Origin of the sequence: Haloferax sp. DFSO60 (assembly GCF_046557615.1) — an archaeon.
Lineage (GTDB): Archaea > Halobacteriota > Halobacteria > Halobacteriales > Haloferacaceae > Haloferax.
The window spans coordinates 575017-593613 of record NZ_JBKIII010000001.1 but is presented as its reverse complement, the minus strand read 5'-3'; the positions used below and the strand labels follow the sequence as shown (position 1 = coordinate 593613).

24 protein-coding genes are annotated in these 18597 nt (G+C 60.7%); 14 read left to right on the top strand and 10 right to left on the bottom strand.

What is annotated here, in order from left to right; all coding sequences use genetic code 11:
* Positions 1-4: 4 nt before the first annotated feature.
* Complete coding sequence (locus tag ACK509_RS03105; protein WP_410765035.1) at positions 5-487, top strand: redoxin domain-containing protein; 483 nt, start codon at positions 5-7, stop codon at positions 485-487.
* 72 nt (positions 488-559) lie between these two features.
* Positions 560-1372 carry an HD domain-containing protein gene (locus tag ACK509_RS03100; RefSeq protein WP_410765034.1) on the top strand — a complete coding sequence of 271 codons (813 nt, stop codon included), beginning with the start codon at positions 560-562 and terminating at the stop codon, positions 1370-1372.
* 41 nt (positions 1373-1413) lie between these two features.
* Here ACK509_RS03100 and ACK509_RS03095 read toward each other — a convergent pair whose 3' ends face one another.
* The 3 genes from ACK509_RS03095 to ACK509_RS03085 form a co-directional block, all read right to left on the bottom strand.
* Positions 1414-2313: a mechanosensitive ion channel family protein gene (locus tag ACK509_RS03095; protein WP_410765033.1), complete on the bottom strand. Its 900-nt coding sequence runs from the start codon at positions 2311-2313 to the stop codon at positions 1414-1416.
* Between the two features lie 5 nt (positions 2314-2318).
* The gene (locus tag ACK509_RS03090; RefSeq protein ID WP_410765032.1) at positions 2319-2567 is read right to left on the bottom strand and encodes a YhbY family RNA-binding protein; all 249 of its coding nucleotides are present in this window, start codon (positions 2565-2567) and stop codon (positions 2319-2321) included.
* 87 nt (positions 2568-2654) lie between these two features.
* The gene (locus ACK509_RS03085; RefSeq protein WP_410765031.1) at positions 2655-2930 is read right to left on the bottom strand and encodes a ribonuclease P protein component 4; all 276 of its coding nucleotides are present in this window, start codon (positions 2928-2930) and stop codon (positions 2655-2657) included.
* Between the two features lie 95 nt (positions 2931-3025).
* Between ACK509_RS03085 and ACK509_RS03080 the strand changes: the two genes are divergently transcribed.
* Both ACK509_RS03080 and ACK509_RS03075 read left to right on the top strand, forming a co-directional pair.
* Positions 3026-4087, top strand: a complete 1062-nt coding sequence (locus ACK509_RS03080; RefSeq protein WP_410765030.1) for a glycosyltransferase family 4 protein — start codon at positions 3026-3028, stop codon at positions 4085-4087.
* 67 nt (positions 4088-4154) lie between these two features.
* Positions 4155-5261, top strand: a complete 1107-nt coding sequence (locus ACK509_RS03075) for a glycosyltransferase family 4 protein (protein WP_410765029.1) — start codon at positions 4155-4157, stop codon at positions 5259-5261.
* Positions 5262-5270: 9 nt separating this feature from the next.
* Here ACK509_RS03075 and ACK509_RS03070 read toward each other — a convergent pair whose 3' ends face one another.
* The 3 genes from ACK509_RS03070 to ACK509_RS03060 all read right to left on the bottom strand — a co-directional run bounded on the left by ACK509_RS03070 (position 5271) and on the right by ACK509_RS03060 (position 6963).
* A complete protein-coding gene (locus ACK509_RS03070; protein ID WP_410765028.1) occupies positions 5271-5672 on the bottom strand; it encodes a hypothetical protein in 402 nt (133 codons plus the stop codon).
* Between the two features lie 85 nt (positions 5673-5757).
* Entirely contained in the window at positions 5758-6138 is a 381-nt protein-coding gene (locus tag ACK509_RS03065) for a cupin domain-containing protein (protein ID WP_410765027.1), read from the bottom strand.
* 78 nt (positions 6139-6216) lie between these two features.
* A complete protein-coding gene (locus ACK509_RS03060) occupies positions 6217-6963 on the bottom strand; it encodes a DUF2797 domain-containing protein (RefSeq protein ID WP_410765026.1) in 747 nt (248 codons plus the stop codon).
* A gap of 190 nt (positions 6964-7153) precedes the next feature.
* Here ACK509_RS03060 and ACK509_RS03055 point away from each other — a divergent pair, with 190 nt between their 5' ends.
* Entirely contained in the window at positions 7154-8293 is a 1140-nt protein-coding gene (locus tag ACK509_RS03055; protein ID WP_410765025.1) for a S8 family peptidase, read from the top strand.
* Between the two features lie 57 nt (positions 8294-8350).
* Entirely contained in the window at positions 8351-8704 is a 354-nt protein-coding gene (locus ACK509_RS03050; RefSeq protein ID WP_410765024.1) for a BsuPI-related putative proteinase inhibitor, read from the top strand.
* Positions 8705-8722: 18 nt separating this feature from the next.
* Here ACK509_RS03050 and ACK509_RS03045 read toward each other — a convergent pair whose 3' ends face one another.
* Both ACK509_RS03045 and ACK509_RS03040 read right to left on the bottom strand, forming a co-directional pair.
* Positions 8723-9670, bottom strand: a complete 948-nt coding sequence (locus ACK509_RS03045; RefSeq protein ID WP_410765023.1) for an NAD-dependent epimerase/dehydratase family protein — start codon at positions 9668-9670, stop codon at positions 8723-8725.
* 43 nt (positions 9671-9713) lie between these two features.
* Positions 9714-10643 carry an SDR family oxidoreductase gene (locus ACK509_RS03040; RefSeq protein ID WP_410765022.1) on the bottom strand — a complete coding sequence of 310 codons (930 nt, stop codon included), beginning with the start codon at positions 10641-10643 and terminating at the stop codon, positions 9714-9716.
* A gap of 92 nt (positions 10644-10735) precedes the next feature.
* Here ACK509_RS03040 and ACK509_RS03035 point away from each other — a divergent pair, with 92 nt between their 5' ends.
* The 7 genes from ACK509_RS03035 (at position 10736) to ACK509_RS03005 (ending at position 16525) form a co-directional block, all read left to right on the top strand.
* On the top strand, positions 10736-11278 hold the full coding sequence (locus ACK509_RS03035; RefSeq protein ID WP_410765021.1) for a tRNA (cytidine(56)-2'-O)-methyltransferase: 543 nt from the start codon (positions 10736-10738) through the stop codon (positions 11276-11278).
* Positions 11279-11338: 60 nt separating this feature from the next.
* Entirely contained in the window at positions 11339-11872 is a 534-nt protein-coding gene (locus tag ACK509_RS03030; protein ID WP_410765020.1) for a transcription factor, read from the top strand.
* Entirely contained in the window at positions 11873-12547 is a 675-nt protein-coding gene (locus ACK509_RS03025) for a DUF2110 family protein (protein WP_410765019.1), read from the top strand.
* 4 nt (positions 12548-12551) lie between these two features.
* Positions 12552-13310, top strand: coding sequence for a DUF5803 family protein (locus ACK509_RS03020; RefSeq protein ID WP_410765018.1), 759 nt, complete (start codon positions 12552-12554; stop codon positions 13308-13310).
* A gap of 57 nt (positions 13311-13367) precedes the next feature.
* Positions 13368-14063 (top strand): competence/damage-inducible protein A, encoded by a 696-nt coding sequence (locus ACK509_RS03015; RefSeq protein ID WP_410765017.1) that lies wholly within the window; start codon positions 13368-13370, stop codon positions 14061-14063.
* Between the two features lie 222 nt (positions 14064-14285).
* Positions 14286-15350, top strand: coding sequence for an ATP-NAD kinase family protein (locus ACK509_RS03010; RefSeq protein WP_410765016.1), 1065 nt, complete (start codon positions 14286-14288; stop codon positions 15348-15350).
* A gap of 143 nt (positions 15351-15493) precedes the next feature.
* A complete protein-coding gene (locus ACK509_RS03005) occupies positions 15494-16525 on the top strand; it encodes a PhoU domain-containing protein (protein ID WP_410765015.1) in 1032 nt (343 codons plus the stop codon).
* A 6-nt stretch (positions 16526-16531) separates the two neighbouring features.
* Here ACK509_RS03005 and ACK509_RS03000 read toward each other — a convergent pair whose 3' ends face one another.
* Both ACK509_RS03000 and ACK509_RS02995 read right to left on the bottom strand, forming a co-directional pair.
* Entirely contained in the window at positions 16532-16915 is a 384-nt protein-coding gene (locus ACK509_RS03000) for a hypothetical protein (protein ID WP_410766241.1), read from the bottom strand.
* Between the two features lie 174 nt (positions 16916-17089).
* Positions 17090-18268: an LEA type 2 family protein gene (locus tag ACK509_RS02995; protein WP_410765014.1), complete on the bottom strand. Its 1179-nt coding sequence runs from the start codon at positions 18266-18268 to the stop codon at positions 17090-17092.
* Between the two features lie 120 nt (positions 18269-18388).
* Here ACK509_RS02995 and ACK509_RS02990 point away from each other — a divergent pair, with 120 nt between their 5' ends.
* Positions 18389-18571, top strand: coding sequence for a hypothetical protein (locus ACK509_RS02990; RefSeq protein WP_410765013.1), 183 nt, complete (start codon positions 18389-18391; stop codon positions 18569-18571).
* The last annotated feature ends 26 nt before the right edge of the window (positions 18572-18597 follow it).

Sequence of the window (18597 nt, the reverse complement as noted above, 5' to 3'; positions counted from 1 at the left end):
GTGTATGGTATCCATCGGCGATGACGCACCCGATTTCACGGCACCGAAAACAGATATCGACGGCGACATCGAGTCGTTCACCCTCTCGCAGAACCTCGATGACGCTCCAATCGTCCTCGCGTTCTTCCCTGCTGCTTTCACCGGCACGTGTACCACCGAGATGTGTACCTTCCGCGACCAGATTTCGAACTTCGAGGATATCGGTTCGACAGTTCTCGGCGTCAGCATCGACACGCCGTTTACGCTCAGTGAGTTCGCCACGAAGCACAACCTGAACTTCGAACTCATCAGCGACACCAACCGCAACCTCATCGATGCCTACGACGTAGAGATGGATTTCGCAGACCTCGGCGTCTACGGGGTCGCAAAGCGTGCGGTCTTCGTCGTCGATGCCGACGGCGAAGTCACCTACTCGTGGGTTAGCGACGACCCCGGCGTCGAACCCGACTACGAAGCAGTCAAGCAGGCGACACAGCAGGCATCCTAAGACACGGTATCGCCTGACAGGGGCGACTTGCTAGCCCCAGTCCTTTTTTCCTCGTACTGCGACTGTAGCCTGATGAGCAAATCTGAAGATACAATCAACGGTGGTCGCGTCTACGACCCGAATGCAGACCACAGTTTCCCGGACGAGAAGCTCAACGAAATCCTCCCCGTCCTCCTCGAAGACGAAGAGATAACCGCCCTGCTCGAAGCCCAGAACGTCAACGCAGTCGCACGAAAGGGGTACAACGACCACGGCCCCAAGCACATCGAAATCGTGCGCAATCGTGCCCTCCGCCTCTACGACCTGCTCAAAGCCGGTGGGTGCGTGTTCAACGGCGCGCGCGACCAGGGACTCGATGAAGAAGACGAAGCCGTCATCATCGCCCTCGCCGCACAACTCCACGATATCGGCCACATCGTCCACCGCGACAACCACGCCTACTATTCGATTCCACTCGCCGCAGACGTGTTGGATCGCTTCCTCCCGCAGTTCTACGACATCGCGGACACGGTCCGCATGAAAGCCGAAGTCCTCCACGCGATTCTCACCCACCACCGCGAAGAAGACCCCCTCACGCTCGAAGCGGGCGTCATCCGCGTCGCCGACGCCCTCGACATGGAACGCGGTCGTTCGCGCATCCCCTACGAAAAAGGTGGCCGCGGTATCAACACGCTCTCCAGTCGAGCGATTAGCAACGTCGCGCTCAAGCCCGGCGAACAGTCGCCCGTCCTCGTCGAAATCGAGATGGTGAACGCGGCGGGTGTCTATCAGGTTGACAACCTCCTGAAGGCGAAGCTCGACGGTTCTGGCCTCGAAGACTACGTTCGAATCGTCGCGGTCAACACGCGCTCGGAAGACCAGTTGGTCGAGCGTATCGAGTTATAAGAAAACGGGCGTGGAAGACCCACGCATCGACAGGTCGGTTTTCAGTCGTTCGACTGTGTGAGTCGGCCCATCCCGGCAACCGTCAGCTCGCCGCTGAGCGTGCGGTTCGGGTACGGGAAGTCGATTCCCTCGTTGTCGAATCGTTCTTTGACGGCCGTGACGTACTCGCCACGCGTCTTCACGAAGTCGGCGCGACTGGGTTGCGAAATCCAGATGCGCGACTTGAGGACGACCGATGAGTCGCCGAGTTCGGTGAGTCGGACCGATGGCTCGGGGTCCGACATGATACCCTCGTGGGCGCGTGCCTCTTCGAGGATGATGTCGGTCGCGGCGTTGATGTCGTCGTCGTAACCGATGCCGAACGGCACCTGCAGTCGGAGTTTGTCCTTCGCGACGGGGTTCTTGATGACGCCGTCGGTGAGTTGCGAGTTCGGAACCGTGAGTAGTTCGTTGTCGAACGTCCGAACGCGCGTCACGCGGAAGGAGATGTCTTCGACGACTCCCGAATTGCCGTCCCACTCGATCCAGTCGTTGATGCGGAACGGTCGGTCGGTGAAGATGAAGATGCCAGCGACGAAGTTAGCGATGACATCCTGCATCGCAAAGCCGATTGCGAGCGTCGCGGCCGCGCCGATCGTTGCGAGCGACTGAAGGATGCTCGGGAATCCGGCGAACCGGAATCCAGCCGCGAGCGCGATAAAGGCCATCACGAGCGACGAAATCTTCATCAGCGGCTTCTTCGCGTGTTCGTCTGCCCCGCGCCGGTCGAGCCAGCGACTCAGGACTGACGAGACGACAGCCTTGCCGACGAGGTAGACGACGGCGAAGCCGAGTGCAAAGCCGAGAATCGCACCGAGCGCCCCCGAGTACGGAATCCCTTGGTTCGCGAGGAACTGGCCGACAGGGCCGCCATCTCCCTGAAGTATTTGCAGTGGGAGCATGGTGCTTATCGGTGGAAGACCGCCGTTTTCCCGCGTGTTTCTATCAGTTCTGCGTTCACTCGCTCTGCGAGGTCCGCTGCGGATTCGTCGACGGTCGTTCCACCGAGTGCGGCACGAAGGAATTTCGCTTTGACGAGATTTCGCTCAGCGAGTTGGTCGTTCAATTCACCGACGACTGCCTCGATGCCACTTTTGCCAACCCAGACGGTTACGTCGAGGTCGTGCGCCTCTTTTCGAAGGTCCTGCGTATTCATGTGTAGCTAACACTATGTCCCGTGCCCCTTGAATACTAAGCCTTCGGCCGCGGAAAGGTGCGTGTCACCGTGACTCGTCCCGCAGAATCAGTACGGATAGCGTTTCGTCGCCCCGCAGTCGCAACGAACGACGACGTGCCCACCCGATTGTGTCCGGAAGCGGGCGTTGACACCGGGGCGGAGGTACGCATCGCACTCGTCGCAGATGAACCGACGGAACGCCTTCGGCAGTCCACAACGATTTCGCTCGGCGACGCGGCGGGCGAGGCGCACGTACTCGCGAGCCAAGTCGAAATCACCCTCAGCAGTCGCTTCGTGTGCGAGCTGATGTAGTCGAGTGATACGTTCCTCCGCGATGCCCATACTGCTTCGGGAGTACGGTTACAACAAATGTATTCCGAACTTTCCCCAGAATCCAACCCGGTAACGTCAAATCACCCGCACAAGTATCGCCGAGCGTGCGCGTCTTGAACTATCTCGAGTTGGCTTCCCAACTCGACCGCAGCGGTATCGGGACTGCGACCGACCAACAGCGCGCGGCACTCGAAACGACCGACGTGGACGTCGTCACGTCGCCGTGGCCCGAATCACCCGGTTCCGCTGTGTCTCGCGTGGCAGGCGGTGACGGCTTCTTCGCCGACTATGACGTTGCTCACTGCAACCTCATCGGCCCCGGGTCGGTCGCCGTCGCACGCCACGCCAAGCGGAACGACATCCCACTCGTGCTTCACGCACACGTGACGCGCGAGGACTTCGCCGAGAGTTTCCGTGGTTCGACCGCAGTCGCACCCGTACTCGGTAAATATCTCAAGTGGTTCTATTCGCAAGCGGACGTGGTTCTGTGTCCTTCGGAGTACACCAAGCGAACGCTCGAATCCTATCCCGTCGATGCGCCGATTCGTCCCATCTCGAACGGTGTCGATGCGGCGGCGCTGGAAGGCTTCGAAGACTTCCGAGATGAGTACCGAGAGCGATACGACCTGACCGAGATGACTGTCTTCACCGTCGGCAACGTCTTCGAGCGAAAGGGCCTCACGATGTTCTGCGAACTCGCCCAAGAGACCGACTACGACTTCGCGTGGTTCGGTCCCTACGACACCGGCCCCCACGCCTCGAAGAAGGTGAATTACTGGGTCGAAAACCACCCAGAGAACGTCACTTTCACCGGGTGGATAGACGACATTCGCGGTGCCTTCGGCGCGGGCGACGTGTACCTCTTTGCGACGAAAAACGAGAATCAGGGTATCGCCGTCCTCGAAGCGATGGCGTGCGGCAAGGCCGTCATCCTCCGCGACATCCCCGTCTTCGAGGAGTTCTACACCCACGGCCACGACTGTCTGAAGTGTTCGACCAAAGAGGAGTTCCGCAGAGCGCTCGACTTACTCGCTCGTGACCCCGAACTCCGAGAGCGACTCGGTGAGAACGCCAAAGAGACCGCCGCAGAACACAGCTTAGACCGTGTGGGCGAGCGATTAGTCGAAACGTACGAAGACGTCCTCTCTGGACGACTCGACCGATAGTCGATATCACACAACACGACAGCGGAAAGTCACAACCGTTTATCCCTTCCACTGCGCAGAGAGTGCCATGCAGACGGTCGCCGCGTTCACGGACACGTACCTGCCCACCGTCAACGGCGTCACGTACACGATTCAGACGTGGCGCGACCGGTGGCAACGCCGCGGCGGCCGCATGGATGTCGTCTTCCCGGGTGACGATGCCTACGAACCCGAACCGGGGGAATACCCCGTTAGAAGCCTCCCATTCCCGTTCTACGAGGGCTTCCGAATGGGCCTCCCGCGAATCCCCGAACCGGTCGAACAGGCAGACATCGTCCACGCACACACCCCGTTCGGGATGGGTCTGGCCGGGCTTCGACTCGCGCGCCGCGCCGAGATTCCGCTCGTTGCGACCTACCACACGCCGACGAGCGAGTACGCCGAGTACCTCACCTCAGTTGGCGCAGTCGAACGCCGCGTCGAAAACGTCTCAGAGCGGTACGAACGCTGGTTCTTCGACCGCACTGATGCCGTTATCGTCCCGAGCGAGGACGCAAAGCGCCGCCTCCGCGACGATGTTGGCGTCGGCACGACAATCGTCGTCCTCTCGAACGGCATCGACATCGAACGGTTCGTCCCGAGCGACGGCGACGAGTTCAGACAGAAGTACGGCCTCGGAGACGGCCCAGTCGTCGGCTACACCGGTCGCCACGGCTACGAGAAGAACCTCTCCGAACTCCTCCGTGCTGCGGCCGACCTCGATGTGACGCTCGTCCTCGGCGGCGACGGTCCCGCCCGCGACGACCTCGAAGCACTCGCCGCAGACCTCGACGTAGACGCTCGCTTCTTGGGCTTTCTCGACCGCGAAGAACTGCCCGCGTTCTACTCCGCGCTCGACGTCTTCGCCTTCCCGAGCCCTGTCGAAACGCAGGGTCTCGTCGCGCTCGAAGCCAACGCCTGTGGGACACCAGTCGTCGGCGTCAACGAGGGCGCACTCGAAGATACGGTCGTCGATGGCGTCACCGGCTATCACTACGAATCAGGCGACTTAGACGGGTTTAGAGACGGGATTCTCCACGCGCTCGATGGCTACGAAGACCTGCGACAGGAGTGTCTCGCCCGACGTGAAGAGGTCAGCGTCGAACACTCGGTCGACCAGCTGGCGACGCTCTACGACCGAGTTGGAAAACGGTAGAAGTGTGTTTTAGTCGCGGTCTTCGAGTGCGTCGGCGATACGGCGGAGTTCGCGGTTCACGTCACGCACTTCGTCGCGGAGTTGGCGGAGCTCGCGCACGACGCGCTCGTTGTCGTCGCCACCCTGACTTGGGTCACGCTGTGCAGCACCGGGGCCGCCCATGCCGCCGCCGCCCATCATGCCGCTCATCATCTGTGCGAAGGGGTTGCCGCCGCCGCCCATGCCGCCGGGGCCGCCACCCATTCCGCCCGGACCGCCGCCCATCATCTCTTCGGGGCTTGGTCGCTCGCCGTTCTCTCGCTCTTCTTCGCGGCGCTTACGAATCTCTTCGACGCGCTCGCGGAACGACTTCTCCTCTTCGCCCGATTCTTCTGCTGGCGTCGTGTCGTCTGCGGATTCGTCTTCTGCCATGCGCCGCAGTTGACTGTCCATCGGGAAAGTGCTGACGGTCCGGAGAGGTCAGAATAGAACGGATACTTGCACGAGCGCAGTCCGGCTACTCGGCATCTGACTGCGGTCCATCGACGGAAACGGCAGGCGGTCCGGAACCGACGAAACTGATGACGATTACAAAATCTTCGTTGGACACGTTCACGACTCGGCGAATCGTGTGCGGCGGTACGTACACGAAGTCCCCCGAATCGAGAAAAACCGATTTTTCGCCTGCTGGCCCGTACTCCAACGTCGCGTGGCCGGTTACGACGTATCCGTACACGTGGCGGTCGCCATTGTGATGCCACCCAGTCGTGACCCCTCCGGCGACCCGCGACTGAACCACGATGGTCTCCTCGGTTTCGAAGACGACTTGCCGTGATACATCGGAACCCTCGTCAGGCCTATCCAGTTCGGATTGCGTCGTGACTGTCAGCTCTTCCATCTCAATCCCCGACAGAACAGAGGACCGGCAGTGAGATAGCACCGCTGCTCAGTGATGGATGATATCACGCGAGGACAGTCACGAAAATGCGCCCAAACTGGACTGCAACTCCCTATCTGTTCCGCCTTCTTCCAGCTCGTAGCCGACGAGGTTCCGCATATCCACTGCATACGTCGTCCCAGCGTTGTCGAGAACGAGTACGCGGCCTTTGATGCCGCGAATCGTCCCCGTCGCAATGGTCTCGGCGAGCGGGGCATCACTCAGTTCGAATCCGTAGTCGAACTCGAACGTCTCGAGAGGGTCGAACTCGTCGCAGAGTTCGTCCCATCGCTCCGCATCGACATCGCGGCCGAAGCCATCGATTTTCGTCGGCACGCGCACGCGGTCAACGAGTGTCTGAGCGATTTCGGCTTCGTACTCGCGGGCGACGCGGCCATCAGACATGGTTCGGATGTGTGCCGCGCGGTCGGCACCCTGCTCTCGGAGGCGGGTTTCGAGTCGCCAGAGCCGAGTGACGCCGACTTTGAACACGTCGGGGGCGAACGCCGCCAGATAGACCGCGTGGTCCTCGTAGCAGTCCATCTCGTCTTTGAGACAGGTGCCGGTACACTTCGCACACACCCACGTGGATTGGTGGTCGAAGCAGTACGGCGCGCGCTCGTTCGAACACGAGATGTGGGTGTCGTCGTGGAGCGTTCCGGCGCAGTGTCGGTTTTCGAGTGAGAATTCGAGTTCCGTGCCGGGTTCGAGTGACACCGTGTCGATGCCGTCGCTCGTACTCACGTAGAGTGCTGGCATTCCGCTGTCGTACCCGACGACTTGCACGAGAAACGGTAGGTATCGGGGGTAAAAAGGTGCCTCGTTCCCGGCGGCCAGCGACTGTTCACCCAACCGACCTGCACATTTCGTCGGGGATTGCAACTACCGATAGTATATCTTTAACCAATTAACTACCATTTTGATTGAATATCCGGCCATTAGAACTATAACTAATTGTTACATTTTGCTGCTTGTTATGTTCTCCCATGGCAGGAAGACACGACGTGACGTACTGAAAGCGGCTGGCGCGGCCGTTGCAACGACTGGCCTTGCTGGACTTGGCTCAGCAGCACCAGGAACCGTCGAAGTCAACGTCGGCTACAGCGACACCAGTGGTAAACGTGCGGCGCTGGCCGAAGCGAGCGATGTCGTCCGAGAATTCAACTTCGACGCGGTGACGATTCGAGTCAACGAGAACGCGATTGAAGGGCTAAGCAAGCGCCCCGACGTGCGCTACGTCGAGGTGAACGGAACGATGCACGCCCTCGCTCAACAGCTCACGTGGGGTATCGACCGCACAGACTCGGAGGTCGCTCACGCGAACGGCGACACCGGGGCGGGCGCTGATATCGCTATCTTAGACACCGGAATCGACTCGGACCACCCGGACCTGCAGGCGAACCTCGGCGCAGGTACAGCATTCGTCTCCTCGAGAGGGAAATTTGCGGAGTCGTGGGACGACGACAACGACCACGGCACCCACTGCGCGGGTATCGCCAACGCCGACGACAACAACCAAGGCGTCAAAGGCGTCTCGACCGAGGCGACACTGCACGCGGTGAAAGTACTCGACAAGCGCGGGTCGGGGAGCTTCTCTGACATCGCCGCCGGAATCGAGTACACCGCCGACCAGGGCTGGGACGTGGCGTCGATGAGCCTCGGAGCCTCCTCTGGGTCTCAGACGGTGAAGGATGCCTGCACGTACGCCGACGACCGCGGCGTCTTCCTCGTCGCCGCGGCGGGTAACTCCGGACCGTGTACGGATTGTGTAGGCTATCCTGCCGCGTACAGCGAGTGTATGGCGGTGGCTTCCTCGGCGAGCGACGACTCGCTGTCTGGGTTCTCCTCGACAGGGCCCGAAGTCGAGATTATCGCACCCGGGACGGACATCTACTCCACGGTTCCCGGTGGCTACGACACCTTCTCGGGGACGTCGATGGCGACGCCCCACGTCGCTGGCGCTGCCGGGCAGTTGATGGCCAACGGCTACACCAACAGCGAAGCCCGCTCACAACTCAAGGCCACCGCAGAGGATATCGGTCTTGCGTCGAACGAACAGGGCAGCGGACTGCTCGATACGGCCGCCGCCCTCGGCTACGATTCGAGCGACAACTGACTTCGAATCTCGGCGGCGACCTGTAATTTCTTTTTCGTGGCCCCCACACGCAGTCGTATGGGTAACTCGCTCGATACTACGTTGACTGTCGCCCCGATAGCCGACGGCGTGTCGCTGACGCTGACGGTCGAGAATGCAGGACAGACCCCGATTAACCTCTCGTTCGCGGACGGCCAGCGCGCGGAGTTCGTTGCCGTCGGCGACGAGGGGACGGAAGTGTGGCGCTGGAGCGACGGGCAGATGTTCGCAATGGCACTCGGAAGTGAGACACTCGCGCCCGGCGAGTCGGCCGCATACGAAGCCGAGTGGTCGTCGCCGCCCTCTGGTGAGTACGAGGTCACCGGGTCGTTGGCGGCCAGCAACGTCGATGCGTCCGAGACGATGCTGGTCGTGATTCCTGCAAAAGAGTAGCCGAACGCGACTCGTCTGTTACTCGTACTCGGTGCGCAGTTCTTCGACAAGTGCAACGGCGGCCCGACGAACAGCGTCGTCGCTCGACCCTTCTGGTTCCCACCCGAGGGCGCTCAATTTCTCCACAGATAAGCGCATCTTCGGCACGTCGCCGGTCCATCCGCGGTCACCGCCGGTGTACTCGTATTCGGGGTCGAGACCCATCACGTCGGAGACGATGTTTGCGATGGTGGTCACGGAGGTCGTCGTCCGCGTGCCGAGGTTGTAGACGTTGTACTCGCGGTCGGCGTTCTCGACGACGTGAATCATCGCGTCGATACAGTCCTCGACGTGGAGATAGGACTTCTCTTGGCGACCGTTGCCGAGAATTTCGAGCGTGTCGGGGTCTTCGAGGAGTTTCTCGATGAAGTCCGGAATGACGTTCCCGCGCTGTTTCGGTCCGACGATGTTGGCGAAACGATACATGTAGACCGTGAAATCGTAGGAGTGAGCGAACGTCGAGAGCAGGCCTTCGTCGGCGAGTTTCGAAGAGCCGTAGATGCTGATGGGTTCGAGCGGAGCGTAGTCTTCGGGCGTCGGGCGAGGTGCTTCGCCGTAAATCGTCGAAGAAGACGTGAAGGCGATGTTCGTCACGCCGACTTCCTTCATCCGTTCGAGGACGTTGTAGGTCATCTCGGTGTTCTCCTCGAACAGTTGGCGAGGGTCGTGGTAGTTCGTGTCCGTGTAGGCTGCAAAGTGGAAGACGATATCGAGGTCTTCGGTAATTGCTTCGGCAACGTCGTCGGGGTCGGTCATGTCCGCTTGGACGAATTCGACGCCGCCGGGGACGCGCTCGCGGGTTCCTTTCGAGAGGTCGTCCGCGACGACGACGTGGTTGTTCTCCGATAAACGGGCGGCCAAGTGAGACCCAACCAATCCAGCACCACCAGTGACGAGAACACGCTTGTCAGAGAGCGTAAGCGACATACCTCGACAGTCACCACCGAGCGATAAGTCGGTTTCCCTCCGCTTAGCTACCAGTCGCCTCTGCGTGACTCGTTTCGTCGGGCCACGACAGGCCGGTTAACTCCTCGCTGAGCGTCCACACGTGTTCGACCAGTTGCTCGTCGGTCGCGTTCGATGCGGGCGTCTTCAGCGCACAGTCAGAGAAGTAGCGACCAGATACGTCCGCAACCTCTGGGGACGCGGCGAGATAGACGAGCGTCTCGGCGGCCGTCGCGGAGGTGTCGATGAAGCCACCGGAGAGGAACGCCGGGAGCCGAGAGAGCAAGCCAACGCCCGCACGAACCGGGAGAGATGCATCGCGCCACAGCGCACTCGACGGGACGAAGCCGGGGTGACAACAGTTCGCCGTCGGGCCGTCGAGACGACGGGCGAGTTCGACCGTAAAGAGGACGTTCGCCAGTTTGGACCGCGCGTAGGCGTCGAGTCCGTCGTAGTTCGAGAGTTCGGTCACGTCGAAGTCACGCCCTGCGCGGCGATGAACCTCTGAAGAGACGGTGACGACCCGGCCATCGTTGGGCACGAGGTCGAGGAGGTCGTGTGTGAGGACGAACGGTGCGAGGTGGTTGACGGCGAACGTTCGCTCCACGCCGTCGTCGGTCAGCGACCCCTCCGAGAAGTGAGCGCCCGCGTTGTTAACGAGAATGTCGAGACGGCCGGTCCGACTTCGAATCTCGTCGGCGAGGGCGTGGACTGTCGCCTGTTCGGCGAGGTCGGAGCGGAAGAAGACTGCCTCACTCCCTGCATCGTCGATTGCCGCGGCGACTGTGCGACCAGCGTCGCGGTCGCGACCGTGGACAAAGACTGTTGCCCCGAGTCGGCCGAGTGCGAGGGCGGCCTCGCGGCCCACGCCGGAAGTCGAACCAGTGACGAGCGCGATTCGATTCGAGAGGTCCACCTGTGAGACTCCGGCTCCAATCTCAGGTCTGTCAGGCATGCCACTGTGTTGTCTCTCACTCAGCATAAGCATCGACACAGTGGCGAGCGCGTTCCGAAAGCACCACTTTCCCCCGCCGTTTTCGTACACGCATGCAAGGCGAACCCGAGGTCGCCGTCCTCCGGTACGGCCACAGACCGGGACGAGACGACCGCATGACGACCCACGTCGGCTTGACGGCCCGCGCACTCGGCGCAGACCGAGTCATCTTCCCCGACAACGCTGGCCACTCGCTGGAGACGGTCGAAGATATCACTGGCCGCTTCGGCGGGCCATTCACCGTCGAACTGACCGACTCACTCAACGCAGTGATTCGCAACTGGGAGGGAAGTGTCGTCCACCTGACGATGTACGGAGAGCGCGTGCAAGATGTCGAGAAAGACATCCGCGACGCACAAGCCGACGAACCGTTACTCGTCGTCGTCGGTGGCGAGAAAGTCCCCTTCGAAGTGTACGACGAAGCGGACTGGAACGTCGGTGTGACCAACCAACCGCACTCCGAAGTCGCAGGGCTCGCCGTCTTCTTGGACCGCCTGTTCGATGGCCGCGAACTCGACCGTGAGTGGGAGGACGCCGAAAGTACGGTGATTCCCATGGCAACAGGGAAGAAAGTCGTCCCTGCTGACGAAGAATAGGGCAAATCTCCGGGGGCGCATCCGGAACTTTGAAACGACTGTCCGGCGGATGTATCCAATATGGCTTTTGAGGAGTTGCTGAACGACCCTGTCATTCAAAAATACCTCCACGAGTTGGTTGGGCCGACGGGGATGCCGGTCGCCGCGGCACCGCCGGACGGAGAGGTTACTGACGAGGAACTCGCCGAAAAACTCGGTCTCGAACTCAACGACGTTCGCCGAGCACTGTTTATCCTCTATGAAAACGACCTCGCATCCTACCGTCGCGTCCGCGACGAAGATTCGGGATGGCTCACCTACCTGTGGACGTTCCACTACGAGAACATCCCAGAGAACCTCGAAGAGGAGATGTATCGCCTGTTAGAAGCACTCGAAGAGCGCGTCGATTACGAGCGGAATCACGAATTCTATCTCTCCGAACCCGCGGGCATCCGCTTCGAATTCGCCGAAGCGATGGAACTGGGTTTCCAGTGTCCCGAGACGGGCGCACCGCTCGAACCGATGGATAACACCGACCTCGTCACCGCGATGGAGACGAGAATCGACGAACTCCGAGACGAACTCAACGTCGAAGTTACAGGGTCTAACCCATAGATGGTCGTTCTCGCAACGAAATGTTACATCAGCGGCGAAGCACAGACACGCGCACTCGATAGCCTCCAGTCGCTCATCGCGAACGACATCGGCGACCTCGAAGTCGAATACGACATCGGTGTCCGCGACGACGACTTCATCTCGGTGACGATTTCCGGTGACGACGAAGTCGTCGCCCGGAACGTTCTCCGCGACGAGTGGGGGGCGGTGACGCCGCACTTCTCGGAAGGCGAAACGTACGTCGGCACGCTCGAATCGTGGGACGAAGACGGGTTCATCCTCGATGCGGGCAAGAACATTCGCGTCAGCACCGAAAACCTCGGCTTGGGTCAAGGGACGCCGAGCCAGATTCGCGACCGCTACGGACTGGTCCAGCACATGCCGCTTCGCTTCGTCTACGGCGAAGACCACTCGTCTCGACTCGCCGACGAAGAGCGTGACAGACTCTACGATTGGACGCGCGGTACCGACCGCGTCAACATCAACAGCGCCACTCGCGGCGAAGTTCGCGCGACGGTCAACCGCGCGGGTCACGCACACGATATCGTCACCGTCGAGCGCCTCGGGCTGCTCGAACAGAGCGTCATCTGCCGCGAGGAAACCGACGGCCCCGGTCTTCTCTCTAGTATCGGGTCGTACGTTCCAGCAGAACTCAAGTGTGTGATCGGCCAGTAAGACGATGAACCGACGACTCCTCGCTGGATGTGTCGCACTCGCCCTCCTCCTGGTGACCGCTGGCTGTCTCGGCGGCACATCGACCGTTCCTAACGACCAACTCGACGCCGCGCCAGACGAGCCCTACGCGTGGGACGCCGACACGGATGCGCACATCACCGTTCAAGAGAACGGTCAGTTCCGCGCCGTCTACGAGATGAATCAGTCGTCTGTCACGCTCTACCGACTCGATGGCTTCGGCAGTCGGACGCCGCTTCCGGTCGAGGCAGTCAGATACCAGTACACCAACGGGACGGTGCTGACCGGTTCAGAACTCAAAGCACGCGGCGGGAACGTCACGCAGAACGACCGGATTACCACGATTGGGCTTCCGGCGGACGCCAACCGTGATGGGAAGATTGCCTTCACGTCGTCCTCGACGCCGAAGCGATTCTCACTGCCGACGTTCGTCGAAGGCTCCTACGAGGTCGTGCTTCCCCCGGACCGCCGCGTTAGCTTCCCCATCTTTGGGGCGGTTCGACCCGGTGGCTACGAAACCGAGGTCATCGACAACCACCTGCACATCCGCTGGGAGAGCGTGACGACAGATTCCGTCGTCGTCCAGTTCTATCTCCAACGTGACCTGTTCATCTTCGCAGGTATCGCAGCAATCTCGATACTCGTCGGTGGGGCAGGTATCGTCTACTACCGCCGCCAAATCGAAGAACTTCGAAAACGACGCCAAGACCTCGGTCTCGACGTCGAAAAAGACGACAGAAACTAACCGACGCGTTCGCCGGGGGCGGACGCCTTTTTGCTGTCCAATTCCCTACTCAGGACCATGCAAGTTGCCGTGGTGACCGTCGGTGACGAACTGCTCTCCGGCGACACGACGAACACCAACGCGACGTGGCTCTGTCAGGAGTTGACCGAGCGTGGCGTCTCCGTCGAGCGCGTCACGACGGTCCCCGACAGAATCGGCGATATCGCTCGCGTGGTCAACGAGTATCACGCCGAGTACGACGCGGTCATCGTCACCGGCGGACTCGGCCCGACCCACGACGACGTGACGATGGAGGCCGTCGCGGCGGCGTTCGGACGCTCGCTCGAACGGCACGACGAGGCCGCCGCGTGGCTCGAAGAACACGGCGGGTACTCTGCGGGCGACCTCGTCGAAGGGACGACCCACCTCCCAGCAGGGTCGAAGATGCTCCCCAACGAGGAAGGCGTCGCACCCGGTGCGGCCATCGCTTCTGTCTACGTGCTTCCCGGCGTCCCCGGCGAGATGAAGCGTATGTTCGGACTCATCGTCGACGAGTTCGCAGGAGAGAAGACACACGTCGCGTTCGTCCACACGTCTGAGCCTGAGAGTTCGCTCATCGAACGATTCGAGCGACTACAGGACGAGTTCGACGTGACGGTTGGCAGCTATCCCAGTGACCACGTTCGGGTGAAACTCGCCGGGCGCGACGAGACGGTGGTCGAAGCGGCGGCGGCGTGGCTCACCGAGCGCGTCGAATTGTACGAACAGGAATAGCGAGTTATCGCTGGAGATACCAGAGCCAGCCAGCGGTCATCAGCACGCCAACGAGCAGGACAGTCGCCGCGGTCTCCGACATTGGAAACACTTGTTCGGCAGTTTCTAACGGAATCATACGTGACAGTTGCGCCGACCCGTTCTTAAAAAGTAAGGTTCCGGCGACGCGATTCGAGACCACCGACCGCGGGGCTTTTCTCCGGCGCACCAGTCAAAGCGAGTATGCGAATCGGCGTCGTCGTCAACCCCATCGCGGGAATGGGTGGTCGAGTCGGACTCAAGGGGACAGACGGGAAGGTAGCCGAAGCACGACGCCGCGGTGCCGAGCCACGTGCGCCCGAGCGCGCGCGACGCGCGCTCACCAACCTATTGAAACGCGCACCTGACACCGAGGTACTCGTCTGGGACGACCCGATGGGTGCCTCGCTCGTCCGCGAGGTCGGATTCGACCCCGACGTACTCGGCGCACCCGTGGGCGACGAGACGGACGCGAAGGACACGCTCGCGGCCGTCCAGGCATTCGTCGATGCTGACGCTGACCTCGTTCTGTTCGTCGGCGGCGACGGGACTGCCGCTGACGTTGCTGAGGCACTCGGAGGGAGCGACGTACCGATGCTCGGCGTCCCGGCGGGTGTGAAAGTTTATTCGTCAGTGTTCGCCGTCTCACCCGAAGATGCCGCCGTGATTGCGACGACGTTCGAACGCACGGAGGCACGAGAGGTCATGGACATCGACGAGGACGAGTATCGCTCTGGTTCTGTCCACCCCGAACTTCGTGCCGTCGCACAGGTACCTGTCGCAGAGGACTTGCAGTCGTCGAAACAGACGAGTGGCGGCACCGTCGAAGCACTGGCCGCAGGCGTCGCCGACGACATCCGCACGGGTGCGGGCGTCACGTACATTCTCGGGCCGGGCAGTACCGTCGGCGCGGTGAAAGCCGAATTGGATATTGAGGGGTCGCCACTCGGAGTTGACGTCTACCGCGACGGCGAGGTGTTGGTCCGCGACGCGACGACAGCAGAGATTCTCGAACACCTCGGCGAGAAGAACGTCATCGTCGTCACGCCCATCGGCGGGCAGGGATTCGTCTTTGGCCGGGGCAACCCGCAACTCTCACCCGAGGTGATTCGAAAATGCGACGTGTCTGTGGTCGCCTCTCGGTCGAAACTGGAGACGATTCCTGTCCTGCGAGTCGATACCGACGACCCCGAACTCGACGAGGAACTTCGTGGGTGGACCAAAGTCCGCGTTGGGCGGGTCGAACGCCGGATGATGAAAGTCGAGTAATCGCGTCTTCTGTGCTAGTTTGTCTGACAGTCGTCAATACATCGCACTACTTCTCCAATTGACCTTACACAATACCCCAGTTGTGGTCCCATATACTTGCCATATAGTGGGATTTAAGGTCATTGGATGGCTGTAAGTCACATATGGAAACCCGGAAAGTCCAGCGGCTTGGCCCCTCAACGCTGGCAATGACGCTCCCAGCGGAGTGGGCAAGCGAACACAACGTGCAGAAGGGCGACGAAGTTTCTATTCGGATGAGTGGAAAGGGGACACTGACTGTTCTCCCTGAATCTGTTAGTACGGAAGATGCGAAAGCGACGATTCGTGCGGACAGCCTCAACGCAGAGGCGCTCGAACGCGCCATCGTCGCCCAATACGTCCTCGGGCGACGCGTCATCCACATCGAAAAGAGCGAAGGCGCACTCGATTCCGAACACATCAACGCGGTGTACAAAGCCGAAACGCAACTGATGGGACTCGGCGTCATCGAAGAGACGCCCGAGCGTATCGCCATCCGCTGTTCGGTCGATGCAGAGGACTTCTCGCTCGACAACCTGCTCGAACGCCTCGAAAATACGGGCAGTACGATGCGCGGCGAAGCCATCAAAGCACTCGCCCACGGCAACGCTGACCTCGCACAGCGCGCACTCAACCGTGAACGGCAGGCGAACAAGATTTTCGTCCTCCTCCTTCGCCTCATCTTCACGTCGTATCAGAATCCGAACCTCGCTCGCGCAGTCGGTCTCGAATCCGGCTTCCCGCTCATCGGCTACCGTTCTGTGGCGAAGAATCTCGAACTCACCGCGGACAACGCCGAAGACATCGCAAACATCGTCCTCGAGGCCGAAGGCCACACCATCGACGTCGACCAGGGGACCATGCGACGAATTCGCGAGTTCACCGACCAAGTCGACGAAATCACGACGACGGCGGTTCGTGCCGTCGTCGAGCGTGACTACGACCTGACTATCGAGTGCCGCGAGTTGTTCCGCGAAATCAAGGACCGCGAGCGCGACATCCTCAACGACCTGCCGGAGATGGAGAACCAGAAACTCCTCCAGATTCGCGAAGTACTCGTCAGTCTCCAGCAGACCGCACAGTACGCGATGCGGAACGCTGAGATTGCCGCGAACTTGGCGCTGAACGAAGAATCAGAACACGTTACGATCGACTGACTGCGTTCAGTCGGCGAACACCTCTATTTCTGCGCCGTCGTCGACGTTCTTCGACTGCTTTTCCCCGGTGAGTGGATTCCGACTCGAAATCCGGCAGTCGAAGGCTGGATGCTCGCCGAAGTGGCGAATAATCATGTGGCGACGCGACCCGGTGATACCGGTTCGACCGATGTCTTCGGCTGTGAAGTTCGTCGGGAGGCGGTCGTACAAGCGGCGCAGTTCGTCGAAACTGGTGAACACCTTCGCGTTCCCAGTCGAGTCGGCACCGCGCCGCGAGACGACGTAACTCCCGTCTCGGCGGTACTCTCCGGCCGTTCGGAAGAACTCTCGTTTCTCAGTGAGTGCCGAGCCGATGGCTTCTTGTAAGTCAGCAGCAGCATCACGGGACAGTTCACACCGTTGGTCACCGAACTGGACGACGATGCTCTCGTCGTCGCTTTCGACCGTTACGGGATTCTCATTGCGGGAGAAGAACTCGATCAGGAGAATGGGTACTCCGTGTCATACCCTGTGCTATCGTCGCCCGGTGTAAAGAGTTGTCGGCTGAGTCAGAAATGACCTGCCTCAGAACGCGTAGATGATTCCGTCGTCGGTCGTGGTCGTGTCGTCAGCCGACGTGGTCGTTGTAGTCGTCGCCGTATCGCTCTCGGTCGTCGTCGCGGTCGAATCGGTCGTTGTCTCGTCTGCCGAAGTCGTCGTCTGCGTCGAGTCGCTTGAGTCGCTCGTCGTTGTCTCGTCGCTCGTGGTGGTTTCACTACCCGAGTCGCTGGTATCGGACGGGCCGCCCGTCGAGGCTTTGTTGCCGAAGATATCCGTCTCGAACGACTTCTCGTAGGTGAGCGCGTCGAGCGGGACTCGCAGGTTCGTTCCACCGGCGTCGATTTTCGCGTAGAAGTCGATGCGGAGGTCAGTCTGCTGGTTGCGTTCGAGATGCGTCACCCACCAGTCGTCAAGGTTCTCGTTCTCGATGTAGGTCGTCGCGGTAATCGTCTTGGTGGAGTGTGCGGGGATGACGTAGCCCGATTCGGTCGTCCCGTTCCCGACTTTCACGTCGTTCATCGAGATGTTGTAGCCGAGTTCGGAGATTGCTACGGGGTAGGATTTGGGGTTGTGGACGACGAACGTGAGTTTGAGTTCCGTTCGCTCGCTCGTGGCGTTGCCCCACTCGGCGCTCGTCTCGTTGATGTAGAGAACCGGGTCGGAGACGACAGCAGAGTCAGCGTTCACTTCCCGCGTCTCGGTCGAGTTGAACGCCGACAAGAGGTCCGTGTCGATACTCCGGGTAATCTCGGGGGCCTCGAAGGACTGGCCGAGCGTGCTGGAGTTCACGGTTGCATCGACTTCGAGAGTCGTGTGTTCGCCGTTCTGAATGTGCGAGACCCACCACTTCGGGATACGCTCGTTGTCGAGCGTCGTCCGAAGGGGAATCGTCGCGTTGCCGGAGTCGAGTGCGACGCCCTCTTTCGCCCCGTTGGCCATCTCGATGTCGTTCATCGTGACGGCGTAATCGACCGAGAGCCCCGAGAGGTTCGCCGAGATGGGGTTCGGATTATCGACGTGGATGTCCGTCGCGATGACGGTCTGGGTGTCGTTGACACCAGCAAATTGGTTTTCGACGTTTTCAACGGTCGGTGCACCGATGATGCCTGTTGCGTATGCGCCGCCGACTGCGCCGCCGACGAACAGGAGCGCGACAACAGCGATGCGGAGCCGACTGCCGAACAGCGCGGATACGAAACTCATCGTGAATGTCACACATGTGTACTCCTATTTATGTTGACCGGCCGAGGACGGAACAGGACAATGTGAACATACCTCACAGAGTGTCGAATGAACTAAGTGCGCACCCGCAAAGTCGCGTACATGGAAACGAAGACCGTCGAATCGGACAAGTCTATCGGCTTTACGGCTCTTTTTGGTGTGCTGACAGTCGTCGGCGCTGGCTTGATGATGGCCGGTCCCGACCAGTTGACGAAAGCGCTCGGTTTCGCAGTGGCAATCATCGCTGCGTCGATGGCAGTCGTCGGCGCGCACATGTTCTACTGAGCGCAAGACGAGTAACCGTTAAGAAG

Excerpts from the sequence above, each read along its gene's own strand:
- ACK509_RS03015 (WP_410765017.1), top strand. The coding sequence starts at position 13,368 with ATGCAAGTTGCCGTGGTGACCGTCGGTGACGAACTGCTCTCCGGCGAC.
- ACK509_RS03045 (WP_410765023.1), bottom strand. The coding sequence starts at position 9,670 with ATGTCGCTTACGCTCTCTGACAAGCGTGTTCTCGTCACTGGTGGTGCT.
- ACK509_RS03095 (WP_410765033.1), bottom strand. The coding sequence starts at position 2,313 with ATGCTCCCACTGCAAATACTTCAGGGAGATGGCGGCCCTGTCGGCCAG.
- ACK509_RS03025 (WP_410765019.1), top strand. The coding sequence starts at position 11,873 with ATGGTCGTTCTCGCAACGAAATGTTACATCAGCGGCGAAGCACAGACA.
- ACK509_RS03070 (WP_410765028.1), bottom strand. The coding sequence starts at position 5,672 with ATGGCAGAAGACGAATCCGCAGACGACACGACGCCAGCAGAAGAATCG.
- ACK509_RS03105 (WP_410765035.1), top strand. The coding sequence starts at position 5 with ATGGTATCCATCGGCGATGACGCACCCGATTTCACGGCACCGAAAACA.
- ACK509_RS03030 (WP_410765020.1), top strand. The coding sequence starts at position 11,339 with ATGGCTTTTGAGGAGTTGCTGAACGACCCTGTCATTCAAAAATACCTC.
- ACK509_RS03005 (WP_410765015.1), top strand. The coding sequence starts at position 15,494 with ATGGAAACCCGGAAAGTCCAGCGGCTTGGCCCCTCAACGCTGGCAATG.
- ACK509_RS03055 (WP_410765025.1), top strand. The coding sequence starts at position 7,154 with ATGTTCTCCCATGGCAGGAAGACACGACGTGACGTACTGAAAGCGGCT.
- ACK509_RS03085 (WP_410765031.1), bottom strand. The coding sequence starts at position 2,930 with ATGGGCATCGCGGAGGAACGTATCACTCGACTACATCAGCTCGCACAC.
- ACK509_RS03075 (WP_410765029.1), top strand. The coding sequence starts at position 4,155 with ATGCAGACGGTCGCCGCGTTCACGGACACGTACCTGCCCACCGTCAAC.
- ACK509_RS03010 (WP_410765016.1), top strand. The coding sequence starts at position 14,286 with ATGCGAATCGGCGTCGTCGTCAACCCCATCGCGGGAATGGGTGGTCGA.
- ACK509_RS02990 (WP_410765013.1), top strand. The coding sequence starts at position 18,389 with ATGGAAACGAAGACCGTCGAATCGGACAAGTCTATCGGCTTTACGGCT.
- ACK509_RS03100 (WP_410765034.1), top strand. The coding sequence starts at position 560 with ATGAGCAAATCTGAAGATACAATCAACGGTGGTCGCGTCTACGACCCG.
- ACK509_RS03020 (WP_410765018.1), top strand. The coding sequence starts at position 12,552 with ATGAACCGACGACTCCTCGCTGGATGTGTCGCACTCGCCCTCCTCCTG.
- ACK509_RS03050 (WP_410765024.1), top strand. The coding sequence starts at position 8,351 with ATGGGTAACTCGCTCGATACTACGTTGACTGTCGCCCCGATAGCCGAC.
- ACK509_RS03035 (WP_410765021.1), top strand. The coding sequence starts at position 10,736 with ATGCAAGGCGAACCCGAGGTCGCCGTCCTCCGGTACGGCCACAGACCG.
- ACK509_RS02995 (WP_410765014.1), bottom strand. The coding sequence starts at position 18,268 with ATGAGTTTCGTATCCGCGCTGTTCGGCAGTCGGCTCCGCATCGCTGTT.
- ACK509_RS03090 (WP_410765032.1), bottom strand. The coding sequence starts at position 2,567 with ATGAATACGCAGGACCTTCGAAAAGAGGCGCACGACCTCGACGTAACC.
- ACK509_RS03040 (WP_410765022.1), bottom strand. The coding sequence starts at position 10,643 with ATGCCTGACAGACCTGAGATTGGAGCCGGAGTCTCACAGGTGGACCTC.
- ACK509_RS03065 (WP_410765027.1), bottom strand. The coding sequence starts at position 6,138 with ATGGAAGAGCTGACAGTCACGACGCAATCCGAACTGGATAGGCCTGAC.